Here is a 15,608-nt window from a genome sequence, read left to right as displayed (position 1 = left end):
ATCTGGCCTACGGGAGCTTTCCAATGTCTGCATTGTTCGAACCCTTCAAACTGAAAGACGTTACGCTGCGCAATCGAATCGCCATTCCTCCGATGTGCCAGTACTCGGCAACCGAAGGTGTTATCAACGACTGGCACCAGGTGCATCTGGCCAGCATGGCGCGCGGTGGCGCGGGTCTGTTGGTGGTTGAAGCTACCGCCGTTGCGCCGGAAGGGCGTATTACCCCAGGTTGCACCGGTATCTGGAACGACGAGCAGGCGCAGGCATTCGTGCCTGTCGTCAAAGCCATCAAGGCCGCAGGGTGCGTGCCGGGTATTCAAATTGCCCACGCCGGTCGCAAGGCCAGCGCCAATCGCCCATGGGAAGGTGATGACCATATCGCAGCGTCCGATTCGCGCGGCTGGGACACCATCGCCCCGTCCGCCATCGCGTTCGGTGCCAATCTGCCGAAAGTCCCGCGCGCCATGACCCTGGAAGACATCGCTCGTGTTCGCCAGAACTTCGTCGATGCTGCCCGTCGCGCCCGCGATGCCGGCTTTGAATGGATCGAGTTGCATTTTGCCCACGGCTACTTGGGGCAGAGCTTCTTCTCCGAGCATTCCAACCAGCGCACCGATGAGTACGGCGGCAGCTTCGATAACCGTAGCCGTTTCCTGCTGGAAACCCTGGCTGCAGTGCGTGAAGTCTGGCCTGAGAACCTTCCGCTCACCGCACGTTTTGGCGTGATCGAATACGACGGTCGCGACGAGCAGACTCTGGCAGAATCGATCGAACTGGCGCGCCGCTTCAAGGCTGGCGGGCTGGATCTGTTGAGCGTCAGCGTCGGTTTCAGCACCCCGGACGCCAACATTCCGTGGGGGCCTGCATTCATGGGGCCGATTGCCGAGCGTGTGCGTCGTGAAGCGGATATTCCAGTGACCAGCGCCTGGGGTTTTGGCGAGCCGAAGTTGGCTGAAGAGGCGGTCAAGTCAGGTCAGCTCGATCTGGTCTCTATTGGTCGTGCACATCTGGCCGACCCTCATTGGGCCTACTTCGCAGCGAAAGAACTGGGCGTTGAAAAATCGGCCTGGACCTTGTCTGCGCCTTACGCTCACTGGCTTGAACGTTATCGCTGAGCACGCCTGACCTGAAGATATGCATTCGTTGGTGGAACCTACAGCGTCTGCACCTTATCTTCTGCTGAAGTGGTGGTAGGCGTTTGCCAACCACCACCCAGCGCTTTGAATACGGCGACCGCCGCCTGCGCGGATTCGACCTGTGCCTGCGCCTTGGCGTCAGCGACCTGCAGCATTTTCTCTTCGGCGCGCAGAACCTCGATCAAACTGGCAGCACCTTTGCTGTAGCTTGCGAATGAGGATTGTCGGGCTGACGCAAGTGCAGTTTCTCCTTCACCCAGCATTGCAGCTTGAGTTTCGCGGCTGGCCAACGAAGAAAAAGCATTTTCAACGTCCTCAGTGGCGCGCAAAACTGCCTGTCGATAAGCCGCCAGAGCTTCTGCCTCTTGTCCCTTGGCTTGACTGATCCGGGCGTTCACCCGGCCGAAATCAAAAAGCCTCCAGCGAAGCCCCAAAATACCTGCTGACTGACTGGCACCGCCGGTAAACAGATTGCCGCTCGACACGGCTGTGGCGCTGCCCAGCAATGCGCTGAGTGAGAGTTTGGGGTAATACTCGCTGATCGCCACGCCGATACGCGCGTTCGAAGCTGCTAGGCGCCGTTCGGCGACGATCAGATCAGGTCTGCGACGGAGGAGATCGGCTGGCGTTCCTGTCGATGTGAGCGTGGGTGCGTGAGGGATTCGACCTGTTTCCGCCAGAGAGCCCCGATGAGTGCCAGGCGGTACGCCCAGCATCACGTCAAGCGCGTTCATGGCAGCGTCGAGACCTGCTTGCAGAATCGGCACTGTTGCCTGCACCTGTAAAAGCTCGGCTTCGATCTGACGAACTTCATAGTCAGGGGACAGACCACGCTCATGAAGGAGCTGGACTTTTTCCAGCAGGTCTTGCCGGGTTTTAACCTGTCGGTTCGTGATCGCCAGCCTGGCTTGCAGACCACGGATGGTGATGTAGGTATCGGCGGTCCGGGCTGCCACAGCGAGCCTCGCAGCCGCAACACCTGCCTGCGAAGCCTGGTATTCAGCCAGTGCAGCCTGTCGGCTGCGTCTCAAACCGCCAAAAACATCCAGCTCCCAGCTTGCGGTCAGATTGGCTTCATAGGCATTGCCATAACGATCGTAGCCAGGTGCCGAGTTCAGCACCTGGCCGAGTGGCGTCTCTACCGATTGATGAGCCCGCGCCGTCTGTGCATCGATGTTGCCCGACGGGAGCAGGGCGGCGGTTGCCGCATCTGCTCCGGCGCGTGCCTGAGCCAGTTGCGCGCTGGCTTGAGCGAGATCGAGGTTCTGCGCCAGTGCGCGTGACACGAAGCTGCTCAGTAACGGATCATCAAAACCGTCCCACCACGCGGCACTGACAAGCGGATGCGCGGTAATATTCGCAGCGCCACGTGGTTGAGTCAGATAGCGGTCAGGCAGGGGCGCATCCGCGCGCTGGTAATCCGGACCCACGGCGCAGCCCGACAGCAGGCCGGTGCTCATGACCAGTACATAAGTACAAAGCGTGCGCATGGAAATTCCTTGAGATGATCAGATTGTGACTATATTACGATTCGGTCACTTGTTGTCAATGAGTGTTCACATAGCTAAGCTGGAAACATGACTAATCAAATCAAGACATCGCCAACACGTGGTCCCTCCGACCACAGCGTTCGCGATCAGGTTGTCGAAGCGGCAACACAGCATTTCGGCCACTACGGCTATGAGAAAACCACGGTCTCCGATCTGGCCAAGGCCATCGGTTTTTCCAAGGCCTACATCTACAAGTTCTTCGACTCCAAGCAAGCCATCGGCGAAGTGATCTGCTCGAACCGGCTGGCGATGATCATGGCGCTGGTGAACTCGGCCATCAGCGACGCGCCAACGGCCTCCGAAAGGCTGCGCCGCCTGTTCCGCTCGCTTGTGGAGGCCGGTAGCGATCTGTTTTTTCACGACCGGAAGCTGTATGACATAGCCGCTGTCGCAGGCCGCGATCAGTGGCCTTCTGCTGCCGCGCACGACGAGCGTATTCGCCAGCTCATCCAGCAAATCGTTCTTGAAGGCAGGGAGTCGGGAGAGTTCGAACGCAAGACACCGCTGGACGAGGCCGTTCAGGCCATTCACCTGGTCATGCGTCCGTACATCAACCCGGTGCAATTGCAATACAACCTCGACACCGTGTCGACGGCTCCGGTCCATCTGTCGGCGCTGATACTGCGAAGTCTGGCACCCTGAAACTGTGACCATTGACTAATTTGGTCACTTTTCGGAGAATCGTTTCCCTGCTCACTTGATTTCAAGTAGGGATCCCATGCTCCTGTTCAGACCCAAAGCCACTGCGTTGTTGTTATTGCCTCTCTTCCTGACTGCGTGCAGCGAGTCGTCCGGGGGGCGCGATCCACGTACCCAGCCGCCTCTGGTAAGGGCGGCCACTGTTGCAAATACTGATCAAGCCTCCCGTTCATTCACCGGGGTTGTGGTCGCTCGGGTTCAGAGCGACCTGGGGTTTCGGGTTTCCGGGAAGGTGCTTGAGCGCCTGGTTGATACCGGCCAGACCGTCAAGCGCGGTGAGCCGCTGATGCGCCTGGACCCCGTTGACCTTGGGCTTCAGGCTCAGGCCCAACAGCAGGCGGTTGCCGCCGCAGTGGCACGAGCCAGGCAGACCGCCGATGACGAAGCGCGCAACCGTGACCTGGTTGTTGCTGGTGCGATATCCGCGTCCGCCTACGACAGGATCAAATCCCTGGCCGACACCGCCAAGGCAGAGCTGAGTGCTGCACAAGCGCAGGCCAGCGTGGCGCGTAACGCAACCGGATACGCCGTTTTACTGGCGGACGCCGACGGTGTGGTGGTCGATACCCTGGTCGAGCCTGGACAGGTCGTCAGCGCAGGCCAGCCCGTGGTCAGGCTGGCAAAGGCCGGGCCACGTGAAGCCATTGTCCATCTGCCTGAAACCTTGCGGCCGACTATGGGGGATCGGGCTGAGGCCAGACTGTATGGCGACAGTGCGCGCGTCATACCGGCAAGGCTGCGGCTGCTCTCTGACGCCGCAGACCCGCTGACGCGTACGTTTGAAGCCAGGTATGTGCTTGAAGGCTCAAACATCAGTGCACCTCTCGGTTCAACGGTGTCCCTCGATATCGCTGTCGGCAAGGCTGGCCGGCAGTCGCTGGCGATACCCATTGCCGCTCTGCATGACCCGGGTCGAGGCCCGGGTGTCTGGGTCATTGCAGGTACGCCTGCAAAAGTCACCTGGCGCGCCGTGCAACTGCTGGGTGTGAGTGACGATTCGGCAAATGTGAGTGGCGGTCTCGAGGCCGGTGAGCAGGTCGTGGCACTGGGCACGCATTTGCTTCACGACGGTGAGGAAGTGCTCGTGCAGCAAGGTGGTATCACCGCCGAGGCACGACCATGAGTCCGGGACGTTTCAACCTTTCTGCACTGGCCGTTCGCGAACGCGCCATCACGCTGTTTCTGATTATTTTGATCGGCGTGGCCGGTACGCTTTCATTTTTCAAACTGGGGCGTGCGGAAGATCCGCCTTTCACCGTCAAGCAAATGACCGTTATTTCTGCGTGGCCTGGCGCAACCGCTCAGGAGATGCAGGATCAGGTTGCCGAGCCGCTTGAAAAACGCATGCAGGAATTGAAGTGGTACGACCGTAGCGAGACCTACACCCGGCCAGGTCTGGCATTCACTATGGTTTCATTCCAGGACAAGACGCCACCTTCTCAGGTGCAGGAAGAGTTTTATCAGGCGCGCAAGAAACTCAGTGATGCCGCGAAGTCATTGCCTGCGGGGGTCATTGGTCCGATGGTCAATGATGAATTCTCGGACGTGACCTTTGCGCTGTTTGCGTTGAAAGCAAAAGGTGAGCCGCAGCGGCTACTGGTACGCGATGCCGAGTCACTGCGCCAGCGTCTGTTGCATGTGCCGGGCGTGAAGAAGATCAATATCATCGGCGAACAGGCCGAACGAATTTTCGTGTCGTTCTCCCATGAGCGGCTGGCAACATTGGGTATCGCTCCTCAGGATATTTTTTCGGCGCTCAACGACCAGAACGCTCTGACGCCTGCCGGTTCGATTGAGACCAGCGGGCCACAGGTTTTTCTGCGCCTGGACGGTGCCTTCGACACCCTTGAGAAAATCCGCAATACGGCGATTGTGGTGCGGGGTAAAACGCTGAAGCTCCAGGACGTGGCGACAGTGGAGCGCGGTTACGAAGACCCCGCGACCTTTATGGTCCGCAATCAGGGTGAGCCTGCGCTGTTGCTGGGCATCGTGATGCGCGACGGCTGGAACGGGCTGGACCTGGGTAAGGCGCTGGATGCAGAAACGGCCAGCATCAACCAAGCCATGCCCTTGGGAATGACGCTTTCAAAAGTCACTGACCAGTCGGTGAACATCGGTTCGGCCGTTGACGAGTTCATGATCAAATTCTTCGTCGCCCTGCTTGTGGTGATGCTGGTGTGCTTCCTCAGCATGGGCTGGCGAGTCGGTGTGGTCGTCGCTGCAGCGGTACCGCTGACGCTGGCCATGGTCTTCGTCGTGATGGAAGCGACTGGCAAGAACTTTGATCGTATTACCCTGGGATCACTGATCCTGGCGCTGGGCCTGTTGGTGGACGACGCCATCATTGCCATCGAAATGATGGTGGTGAAAATGGAGGAAGGTTACGACCGGATCAAGGCCTCAGCCTATGCCTGGAGCCACACAGCGGCGCCCATGCTTGCCGGTACCCTGGTGACTGCGGTCGGCTTCATGCCGAACGGCTTTGCGCAGTCGACTGCCGGCGAGTACACCAGCAACATGTTCTGGATTGTCGGCATCGCCCTGATTGCTTCCTGGATAGTTGCAGTGGTCTTCACACCTTATCTGGGGGTGAAGATGCTGCCGGAAATCAAGCCGGTTGAAGGCGGACACGCCGCCATCTACGACACGGCGCATTACAATCGTTTCAGGCGGATTCTGGCCCACGTCATTGCCAGGAAGTGGTGGGTGGCGGGTGCGGTTATCGCTGCATTTATGGTGGCGATTCTCGGGATGGGGGCCGTCAAGAAACAATTCTTCCCGACTTCCGATCGGCCCGAAGTACTGATCGAAGTGCAGATGCCCTATGGCACATCCATCGAGCAGACCAGCGCCACCACCGCCAAAGTAGAGGCATGGCTGAAAAAGCAGGATGCCGCGAAGATCGTCACGTCCTACATCGGCCAGGGCTCGCCACGCTTTTATCTGGCAATGGCGCCGGAGCTGCCCGACCCGTCGTTTGCAAAGATCGTTGTACTGACTGAAAGCCAGGAAGCACGTGAGGCGCTCAAGCTGCGGATTCGCGAGGCGGTTGCTGACGGACTTGCACCTGAAGCCCGGGTCAGGGTCACACAGCTCGTGTTCGGTCCTTATTCACCGTTTCCCGTGGCGTATCGCGTGAGCGGGCCGGACCCTGACACATTGCGCGAGATCGCCGCGCGGGTCGAAACCGTGATGGCGGCGAGTCCGATGATGCGTACTGTCAACAGCGATTGGGGAACACGAGTGCCCACGCTGCACTTCTCTCTGGATCAGGATCGTTTGCAGGCCGTCGGGCTGACCTCGAGCGCAGTTGCCCGGCAATTGCAGTTCCTGCTTTCAGGTGTCCCTGTCACGTCTGTCCGCGAAGATATCCGTTCAGTGGACGTGATGGGCAGGGCGGCGGGTGACATCCGCCTGGACCCTGCGAAGATCGAGGGTTTCACGCTGGTGGGGGCTGCCGGTCAGCGTATTCCTCTGTCGCAGACCGGAGTGGTCGAAGTGCGCATGGAAGACCCGATTCTGCGCCGTAGAGATCGTGTGCCGACTATCACCGTGCGCGGTGATATTGCGGAAGACCTGCAACCGCCGGATGTCTCCGCCGGGATCATGAAAGCACTGCAGCCGATCATCGACAGCCTGCCGCAGGGCTATCGGATCGAGCAGGCCGGATCAATAGAGGAGTCGGCAAAGGCCACTGTGGCATTGGCTCCGCTGTTTCCGATCATGATTGCCGTTACCTTGCTGATCATCATCCTTCAGGTGCGTTCGATGTCGGCGATGATGATGGTGTTTTTCACCGCGCCGCTCGGGTTGATCGGCGTTGTGCCGACAATACTTCTGTTCAATCAGCCGTTCGGTATCAATGCTCTGGTCGGGCTGATCGCGCTGTCCGGCATTCTGATGCGCAATACCTTGATCCTGATCGGGCAAATCGACCACAACGAAAAGCAAGGGCTCGACCCGTTTCATGCGGTGGTCGAAGCGACCGTACAGCGGGCACGTCCGGTGCTGCTCACGGCACTGGCGGCGATCCTGGCGTTCATTCCCCTGACCCATTCGGTGTTCTGGGGCACGCTTGCCTACACGCTGATCGGAGGCACCCTCGGCGGGACAGTCATGACGCTGGTGTTCCTGCCAGCGATGTATTCGATCTGGTTCAAAATCCGTCCGGATAGAGAAACGCAGCCCCGAAACTCCAGCAGTCACGCCTCAACTGGCACAGAGATGAAAAGGATCTGATCATGAATCGTTACGCTTAAAGGCGGAGTGGCTTTGCGATCAGTTCTACAAAATCGACTGCCGCACATTCGTTCGGTGCTGGCCTTGCAAGATCCGCTCGTCCTCATGAGAGTAATCTCGCCTAACCGGATTCGGCGGGGTCAATGCCAGCGTTCTCTTTCGGCGCTGGGAAGGCAAGCTGTAAGTCGTTTGGTCCTGAAAAGTGCTCTGCAGCGGCCTGGCTGCTTACTTGCGCCGCACCCGCGGCGCAAGTCCTGTCAATTGCTGCCGAACGCACGCCCAAGCCAGGTGCAGGGCATTACGCAACGCCACTGCATCGGCGCTCATCACGCGTACCGACACGCCGCAATCGTTCGGCAATGCGCTGATGCCCTGGTAGCTATCGGCAACGTCGTGTAACGCCTCGCGTAACGTCCGTTTCAAATCCTCTACCGGTAAACCCTGACCCACCAGCATGAACGTTGCCAAGGCTTGCCGTTGTCCGCTTACGCCGGGCAGTCGGCGTTGCAGGTCTGCGCCGGTCATTGCCAGGCGGTCACCGGCCAACAGTTTTCCGGCCGGGTTGTAGACCTGCAGATCGGCGCGGTAAAAGTCAGGCAGTCCTTCGCTGCCTTGAGGTGTATGCAGGCAGAATGCGTCGCACAGCAGCACCCGTGCGCCGGGGTGCAATGTCACGTCCACCCGGCTGTGCAGTCGTGTCTGTGGAAACAGAATGGTCGCCATCGGCAGGTACTCCAGCAGCGCATCGGCTTCGGCGACCAGTGTCACGGTCTGCCGCGCCGATTGTTCTAGCATGCTGTGCGCGACCGTCGCAGCGCCGGTGCTGACGTGCACTTGTGTGCCTGGCCCCGCGTGCAGATGCAAGTGCAGTTGTTCCCCGGCGAACAGACCTCCCGAGCACGATTGCAGGTAGACCGCCGCCATGCCGGGCGGGTCCTGCGGCAGGGTCAGGGTACGGCCCAGATGGAAGGGGTAGCCGACCTCCTGACGAGACACATAACTGGCCCCGGAAGGCGCTTTGCTGAAGGCAATGTGCGCCGTGCGTTTCGTCTGTGCGGGCAGTGACGATTGATGGGCGTTCATGTGCGGTCGAACAACACGGCACGGCTTATCGCTTCAACCACCGCATCGACGCCTTCGCCAGTGTTGCAGTTGGTAAACAGCACTGGCTGGCCGTTGCGCGCCTGCGCCGACTCGCGCCGCATGCGCGGCAGGTCGACACCCACATAGGGCGCCAGGTCATATTTATTGACCACCAGCAGGTCGCAGCTCAGCACGCCGGGGCCGCGTTTGCGCGGGATATCGTCGCCGCCTGCCACATCGATGACGAAAATCCAGTAGTCCACCAGATCCAGCGAAAAGGTCGAGGCCAGGTTGTCGCCGCCGGATTCGATCAGCACCAGATCAAGATTACCGAAGCGCGCTTCCAGCTCATCGGCCATTTGCAGGTTGAGGGTCGGGTCTTCACGAATGGCCGTGTGCGGGCAGGCACCGGTTTCCACCGCGCGAACCCGCTGCGGGTCGATCAGTCCGCTGCGCTGCACACGCTCGGCATCCTCACGGGTGGCAAGGTCATTGGTGATGATCGCCAGCTCGGTGCCTCGTGCGATGAAGCGCGGGATCAGTTGTTCCAGCAGACGTGTCTTGCCCGAGCCGACCGGCCCGCCGATGCCGACACGCGCTGCGCCGGGATGCGGGTGGGCAGCGGCATGTTCGGAAGATGGAGCGGGAGCATTCGTGGTTTGGTTCATTGGCGGGTTTCCTGTGCGGAGATGGTTTCAACGCAGCATGTAGCGCTGCGCGAGTGGCACTTCGCTGACCGGCTCGCAGTGCAGGCGCTCGCCGTCGGCGTACACATCGAAAGTCTGCGGATCGACGCGGATGTCCGGGCAGGCATCGTTGTGCAGCATGTCGGACTTGCGCAGGGTGCGAGTGCCGAACGCGGGCAGCAGTTGCTTCTTGAGCCCCAGTCGCGCGGCGGTGTCGGCCTCGACGGCAAGACGATTGACGAAGTTGACCGACAGCGCCTGTTTGGCCTCGCCAAACGCGCCCCATTGCGGGCGCATCACCAAGGGTTCGCAGGTGTACAGCGAGGCGGCGGAATCACCCATCACGGCGTGCACGATGAAGCCGCCCTTGACCACCAGCTCCGGCTTGATGCCGAAGAAGGCCGGCCGCCAAAGCACCAGATCGGCCAGCTTGCCGGGCTCCAGAGAGCCGATGTAGCTGTCGATGCCGAATACCCGCGCGGCGTTGATGGTGTATTTGGCGATGTAACGCTTGATCCGTTCGTTATCGCCCAGTGCCGTGGTTTCTTCCGGCAGGCGACCGCGTTGGTCTTTCATTTTCGACGCCAGTTGCCAGGTCCGGCAGATCACCTCGTTGATACGGCCCATGCCCTGGCTGTCGGAGCCCAGGATCGAAATGGCGCCGGTGTCGTGCAGGATGTCCTCGGCGGCGATGGTCTGCGGGCGCACTCGCGATTCGGCGAACGCCACGTCTTCCGGCACATCCGGATTGAGGTGGTGGCAGACCATGATCATGTCCAAGTGCTCGTCGAACGTGTTCACGGTGTAGGGGTTGGTCGGGTTGGTCGAGGAGGGGATGCAGTTGCTTTTTCCGGCGACGCTGATGATGTCCGGCGCATGCCCGCCGCCTGCACCCTCAGTGTGGTACATGTGGATGGTGCGGTCGCCGATGGCCGCCAGCGTGTCTTCGAGAAACCCGGATTCATTGAGCGTGTCGGTGTGCAACTGCACCTGAAAGTCGTATTCGTCGGCGACTTTCAGGCAGGTGTCGATCACTGCCGGCATGGCGCCCCAGTCCTCGTGAATCTTCAGTCCCAGGCAGCCGCCACGCAGTTGCCCGAGCAGCGATTCGGGCTTGCTGGAATTGCCGCGTCCCAGAAAGCCGAAGTTGATCGGCCAGGCTTCGGCAGCCTGCAACATCTTGCCGACGTTCCACTCCCCGCCACAATCGATGCCGACCGTGATCGGCCCGAGCGAACCGCCGATCAGTGTGGTCAAACCTGCCGCCAGCGCGTGATCGCAGAGTTGCGCGGAGTCGAAATGCACATGCACGTCGATACCGCCGGGGGTGACGATCAGGCCCTCGGCATCGCGTACGGTCGTGGCGACGCCGCAGATCAGTTGCGGGTGTACGCCGTCCATGATCTGCGGGTTGCCGGCCTTGCCAATGGCCACGATCTTGCCGTCCTTGATACCGATGTCGCCTTTGACGATGCCGATCACCGGGTCGATGATCAGCGCGTTGCAGATCAGCATATCGAGGGCGCCGTCAGCGCTGTCATGCCCGGGCATCAGGCCCATGCCGTCACGCAGCGTCTTGCCACCGCCGTGCAGGCACTCATCGCCGGGCACCGAGTGGTCGAACTCGACTTCGGCCAGCAACGAGGTGTCGCCCAGGCGCACGGCATCGCCAGTCGTGGGGCCGTACATGGCGGCGTATTCCTTGCGCGTCATCGTTGCCATGCCTCAGGCTCCCTTGAAGTATTGGGCGCGGGCACGCTTCAGCGCTGCGAGCTTGCAGGCCGGATCGTGCAGGTTGCCATTGGTCAGGCCACTGAAGCCGTGGATGTCGCCAGTTCCGCCAAACTGCACCAGTTGCACTTCGCGCAGCTCGCCGGGTTCGAAGCGCACCGCCGTGCCTGCGGGAATATCCAGGTGCATGCCGAAGGCACTTTCACGCGGGAAATCCAGCGCCTTGTTGACCTCGAAAAAGTGATAGTGACTGCCGATCTGCACCGGCCGGTCGCCGGTATTGATCGCGCGCAGGGTGGCGGTCGGGCGGTCGCCATTGAGGTGGATATCGCCGTCAGGTGAAAGGATCTCCCCTGGTGTGGGCATGACCGCCAGCGGCAGTCGGCCCGGCCGGATCGGTTGATGCACAGTGACCAGTTTGGTGCCATCCGGAAACGTGCCCTCGACCTGCAGCACCGGCAGCAGGTCGGCGACCCCTGGCATCACGTCATCGGTGTTGAGGATCGTCGAGCCGAAACCGATCAGCTCGGCGACGCTGCGGCCCTCACGCGCGCCTTCGAGGATTTCGTCAGCGATCAGTGCCGAAGCTTCCGGGAAGTTCAGGCGCAGGCCCTTGCTGCGGCGTTTGCGTGACAGCTCGGCAGCGGTGTACAGCGTGAGTCGTTCAAGTTCGGTAGGGGTCAGCAACATGAGGGGGCTCCAGAGCTGTCAGTAGAAGGCCGGTCAATTGGCAAACAGGCGCAGGTCCTGGGTTTCGTGGCGCATCACGGCGATTTCGCCCATGGGTGTGAAGCCGCATGCGTCGTCCGGCGACGGCGGCTCCTGCGCCAGCAGTTCGGTGATCAGCGGTTGAATATCGGTCAGCACCCGTTGCGCATCGATGTGGCCCATGACCCCGAGCCGCACGGCGGCGCTGACCAGGCCGGTACACAAAGCGTGCGCGGCAGCCAGTTGGCAGTGATCGCGGTGCATGCCCAGGTGATTCCAGAGCAAGCCCTGCACCACGGGCAGATGGCCCGGTGTGTTGCCTGTAAGAATCTGCTGTTGATAGGACGCCGCGCCCGATGTGCCCAGCGCGACATGCACGCCCAGCAATGCCTGGCCGACACGTCGTGAGCCCTGACGCAGTTCCTCGGCCAGGGTCAGCGCTTCGATCTGGGCGTCCAGAGCCATCAACGCCGGCGGGTCATCAGCCGCGTGCCAGGCGGCGAGCAGAAACACCCGATCAAAACTGTTCCAGCGATGGCGCAACTGGCCCTCGACGAAGCCATGCACTTCGGCACTGCGGCTATGGCGAACAGTCCGTTGCCGACGTGGTGGCGCGACGATTTCGCCGTGGCCGAGGTGCCCGTCAGCAACCAGCGTTTCCAGACCCCACGACCACGCGACCGCGCCGCCGGGAAAGAAACTGTCGGCCTGCTGCAGGGCCAGCAACAGGCTGCTCGAGGCATTCATGCGCGCTGCACCCGGCCGTCCGCGAGCATGGGCGCCAGACGCTCGAGGTAGTCAGCTTCCGGGCCGTTGAGCGGGATCTGCAAGGTGTCTCCGGCAAAGCGCACCGCCCAGTGCATGTTGCCGGCGAAATAACCCAGTTCCAGCGCGGCGGCTGCGTCGCGTGGCTGCAAGTTGAGGTATTGCTGATCCTGCATTTGCACGACGATGGCGCGTTGACTGTCGAGCATAAGCACCGAGCCGTTGCGCAGCTGTTGGTGGCGTTCCAGGCGGATTGCGCAGTCGGTGCCCCGGTCGCTGGCCAGACGCAGGCGATGGCGCTGAATGTCACTGCCCGACAGGCTCAGGGTTTCGACCTGACCGGCGTGGCTCAGGTCATGCAAGCGGTCGGCGAGGGCAGGGTCGCTGGCCTGGCCCAGAATGCGGTCGAGTATCAGCATGGCGATGGCTCCTGTGCGTTGGTCAGATTGTCAGGTAGCGCAGGATGCGCTCGCGGTCGACGGTCTCGCGGACTTCGCTGTGCACGAATTCGCCTTTTTCGATGATCAGGTAGCGGTCTGCCACCGCCATGGCGAACGACAGCACCTGCTCGGAAACAATCAGCGAAAACCCGCGCTCCTTTTTCAGCAGGTTGAGGGCTTTGGCGATGTCTTTGATGATCGACGGCTGGATGCCTTCGGTGGGCTCATCGAGGATCAACACCTTGGGGTTGGAGACCAGCGCCCGCGCGATGGCCAACTGTTGCTGTTGACCGCCGGACAGGTTGCCGCCCTTGCGTCGGCGCATCTCGAACAGCACCGGAAAGTACTCGAAGATGTAGTCGGGAATCGGCGCGGCGGGCGCACCCTGCATGCCGGTCAGGATGTTTTCCTCGACACTCAGGTAGGGGAAGATCATCCGCCCCTGAGGCACGAAACCGACCCCGGCGGCGACCCGCTCGTAGCTGTTGCTGCCGGTCAGTTCCTGCCCTGCAAGGGTGATGCTGCCGCTGCGCGTCGGCAACATGCCGACCAGGCTTCTGAGCAGCGTGGTCTTGCCCATGCCGTTGCGGCCCATGACCGCGAGTGACTCGCCTGCCGCCAGTTCCAGGCTGAGGTCACGCAACACGTGACTGTCGCCGTAATACACATTGAGGTGAGAGACATTCAGCATGTTCAGTGCCCCAGGTAGACGTCGATGACGCGAGGATCGTTCTGCACCTGATCCATCGAGCCGTAGGCCAGGGTCTTGCCCTGATGCAGGACGGTGACCTTGTCGGCCACCGATTTCACGAACTCCATATCGTGCTCGATGATCACCATCGCGCGACCCTTGGCGATGAGCTTGAGCAGGCCAGCGGTTTTCTCCCGCTCGCCTGCGCTCATGCCGGCGACGGGCTCGTCGAGCAGCAGCAGTTCCGGGCGCTGCATCAACAGCATGCCGATCTCCAGCCACTGTTTCTGGCCGTGGGACAACAGCCCGGCCTTGCGTCCCAACTGGTCCTTGAGAAAGATCATTTCGGCGGTCTGATCGATTTCGGCATTCAGCGCCGCATTCTTTCCGGCGAACAGGCAGTTGAAGATGCCGCGCTTGTCCGGCGAGGAAATGTCGAGGTTTTCGCGCACGGTGAGGTCTTCGTAGACCGACGGGTTCTGAAACTTGCGGCCCACGCCAGCGCGGGTGATCTGGTACTCGATCATGTTGGCCAGTTGCAGGTCCTTGAAGCGGATGCTGCCGGCACTCGGGCGGGTCTTGCCGCAAATCATGTCGAGCAGGGTGGTCTTGCCCGCGCCATTGGGCCCGATCACCACATGCACCTGGTTTTCCTCGACATAGAAATTGAGGTTGTCGACCGCCTTGAAACCGTCGAATGACACGGTCAGGTCTTCGACGCTCAGTAACATCGCGCTCATGACTGCGTCTCCTTGTTGTTCAGGCGCTGCAGCAGCCCGGCCAGCCCGGTGGGCAGGAACAGCACCACGGCCATGAACAGGAAACCGATAAAGTACTGCCAGAAACTGACGAAGTTTTCCGACAGCCAGGTTTTTGCCGTACCGATCAGCAGCGTGCCGTACACCGCACCCACCAGAGAGAGGCGCCCACCCAGTGCGGCGTAGATGACGATCTCGGTGGACGGAATGATGCCCACCAGCGAGGGCGACGCCAGGCCGACCTGCAAAGTGAACATCACCCCGCCCAGCGCGGAAATCAGTGCGGCCACGGCAAAGATGAAGGCCTTGAACAGTGCAGTGTTGTAGCCGGAGAAACGTACCCGGTCTTCGCGATCACGGATCGCCACGATCACCTTGCCCAGACGGCTGCGCAGAATGAACCCGCACATCGCGACGCTGGCCAGCAGCAACAGTGTGGTGATCAGGTAGAGAATCCAGGGCGTCTGGGGTGTCTGCAGGCTCAGGCCGAAGGCCGTCTTGAAATCGGTCAGGCCATTGACGCCGCCGGTGTAGCCCTGTTGGCCGATGATCATGATCGACATGATCGAGGCCAGTGACAGGGTAATGATCGAGAAGTACACGCCGCCCACGCGCTTTTTGAAGTAGGCATAACTGAACAGAAACGCCAGCAGCGCAGGCAGGATCAGGATCGCGGCCAGGGTAAAGGTTGCCGACTCGAACGGCTTCCACCACCAGGGCAGGGCTTCGACGCTGTTCCAGATCATGAAGTCCGGCAGTGCCGAGCCGTAGAACGCGGCGAGGGCGCTGGCCGCTTCGTCCGTGGCAGTGGCTTCGAGTTTGAGGTACATCGCCATCATGTAGCTGCCCAGGCCGAAGAAGATCCCCTGGCCGAGGCTGAGGATGCCGCCGTAGCCCCAGATCATCACCATGCCCACTGCGCAGAACGCCAGGCTCAGGTATTTGCCGGCCAGACCGAGGCGAAAATCACCCAGTATCAGGGGTAACGCCACCAGCAACAGCAGCGACAGCCAGATCAGGCTGTAGCGCTCGATCAGCGTCAACCAGCCACCCGCTGGCTTGCCTGCGCCCGGTACTGTGGCCTGCGGCCGGAGCATCGGCTTTTCAGTCATGTCATTCATC

Annotated in this window: 14 protein-coding genes; 4 read left to right on the top strand and 10 right to left on the bottom strand. The window is 61.0% G+C overall.

The features are described from left to right. Positions 1-23 precede the first annotated feature (23 nt). Positions 24-1,115 (top strand): NADH:flavin oxidoreductase/NADH oxidase, encoded by a 1,092-nt coding sequence (locus tag P406_RS08115; protein ID WP_046235912.1) that lies wholly within the window; start codon positions 24-26, stop codon positions 1,113-1,115. 38 nt (positions 1,116-1,153) lie between these two features. Here the strand turns inward: P406_RS08115 and P406_RS08110 are convergent, their stop codons facing one another. After that, on the bottom strand, positions 1,154-2,626 hold the full coding sequence (locus P406_RS08110) for an efflux transporter outer membrane subunit (protein ID WP_046235911.1): 1,473 nt from the start codon (positions 2,624-2,626) through the stop codon (positions 1,154-1,156). 87 nt (positions 2,627-2,713) lie between these two features. On the opposite strand from P406_RS08110, the gene P406_RS08105 reads away from it, so the two are divergent. The 3 genes from P406_RS08105 (at position 2,714) to P406_RS08095 (ending at position 7,624) form a co-directional block, all read left to right on the top strand. Beyond that, on the top strand, positions 2,714-3,328 hold the full coding sequence (locus tag P406_RS08105) for a TetR/AcrR family transcriptional regulator (protein ID WP_046235910.1): 615 nt from the start codon (positions 2,714-2,716) through the stop codon (positions 3,326-3,328). Between the two features lie 76 nt (positions 3,329-3,404). Next, positions 3,405-4,508, top strand: a complete 1,104-nt coding sequence (locus tag P406_RS08100) for an efflux RND transporter periplasmic adaptor subunit (RefSeq protein ID WP_029572639.1) — start codon at positions 3,405-3,407, stop codon at positions 4,506-4,508. Beyond that, the gene (locus P406_RS08095; RefSeq protein ID WP_046235909.1) at positions 4,505-7,624 is read left to right on the top strand and encodes an efflux RND transporter permease subunit; all 3,120 of its coding nucleotides are present in this window, start codon (positions 4,505-4,507) and stop codon (positions 7,622-7,624) included. Before P406_RS08100 ends, P406_RS08095 begins: the two co-directional genes overlap by 4 nt. A gap of 225 nt (positions 7,625-7,849) precedes the next feature. Here P406_RS08095 and P406_RS08090 read toward each other — a convergent pair whose 3' ends face one another. From P406_RS08090 to urtC, 9 genes are read right to left on the bottom strand one after another with little or no spacing between them, the layout of a single operon-like run. Beyond that, positions 7,850-8,707 (bottom strand): urease accessory protein UreD, encoded by an 858-nt coding sequence (locus tag P406_RS08090; RefSeq protein ID WP_046235908.1) that lies wholly within the window; start codon positions 8,705-8,707, stop codon positions 7,850-7,852. After that, the gene (ureG, locus tag P406_RS08085) at positions 8,704-9,375 is read right to left on the bottom strand and encodes an urease accessory protein UreG (protein ID WP_004410666.1); all 672 of its coding nucleotides are present in this window, start codon (positions 9,373-9,375) and stop codon (positions 8,704-8,706) included. Before ureG ends, P406_RS08090 begins: the two co-directional genes overlap by 4 nt. Before the next feature lie 27 nt (positions 9,376-9,402). Next, positions 9,403-11,115, bottom strand: a complete 1,713-nt coding sequence (ureC, locus tag P406_RS08080; protein ID WP_004412520.1) for an urease subunit alpha — start codon at positions 11,113-11,115, stop codon at positions 9,403-9,405. 3 nt (positions 11,116-11,118) lie between these two features. Then, a complete protein-coding gene (locus P406_RS08075; protein WP_046235907.1) occupies positions 11,119-11,814 on the bottom strand; it encodes an urease subunit beta in 696 nt (231 codons plus the stop codon). Between the two features lie 33 nt (positions 11,815-11,847). Beyond that, a complete protein-coding gene (locus P406_RS08070; protein ID WP_046235906.1) occupies positions 11,848-12,579 on the bottom strand; it encodes an urease accessory protein UreF in 732 nt (243 codons plus the stop codon). Next, the gene (ureE, locus tag P406_RS08065; protein ID WP_046235905.1) at positions 12,576-13,016 is read right to left on the bottom strand and encodes an urease accessory protein UreE; all 441 of its coding nucleotides are present in this window, start codon (positions 13,014-13,016) and stop codon (positions 12,576-12,578) included. The genes P406_RS08070 and ureE overlap by 4 nt, the downstream gene beginning before the upstream one ends. Positions 13,017-13,038: 22 nt before the next feature. After that, positions 13,039-13,728: an urea ABC transporter ATP-binding subunit UrtE gene (gene urtE / locus P406_RS08060; RefSeq protein WP_046235904.1), complete on the bottom strand. Its 690-nt coding sequence runs from the start codon at positions 13,726-13,728 to the stop codon at positions 13,039-13,041. 2 nt (positions 13,729-13,730) lie between these two features. Continuing rightward, a complete protein-coding gene (urtD, locus tag P406_RS08055) occupies positions 13,731-14,468 on the bottom strand; it encodes an urea ABC transporter ATP-binding protein UrtD (protein WP_003367067.1) in 738 nt (245 codons plus the stop codon). Continuing rightward, the gene (urtC, locus tag P406_RS08050; protein ID WP_046235903.1) at positions 14,465-15,607 is read right to left on the bottom strand and encodes an urea ABC transporter permease subunit UrtC; all 1,143 of its coding nucleotides are present in this window, start codon (positions 15,605-15,607) and stop codon (positions 14,465-14,467) included. Before urtC ends, urtD begins: the two co-directional genes overlap by 4 nt. Position 15,608 lies beyond the last annotated feature (1 nt).

This window comes from Pseudomonas syringae pv. coryli str. NCPPB 4273 (genome assembly GCF_000972175.1).
Lineage (GTDB): Bacteria > Pseudomonadota > Gammaproteobacteria > Pseudomonadales > Pseudomonadaceae > Aquipseudomonas > Aquipseudomonas syringae.
The sequence above is the reverse complement of the archived record's forward strand: the minus strand, read 5'-3'. Positions and strand labels throughout refer to the sequence as shown.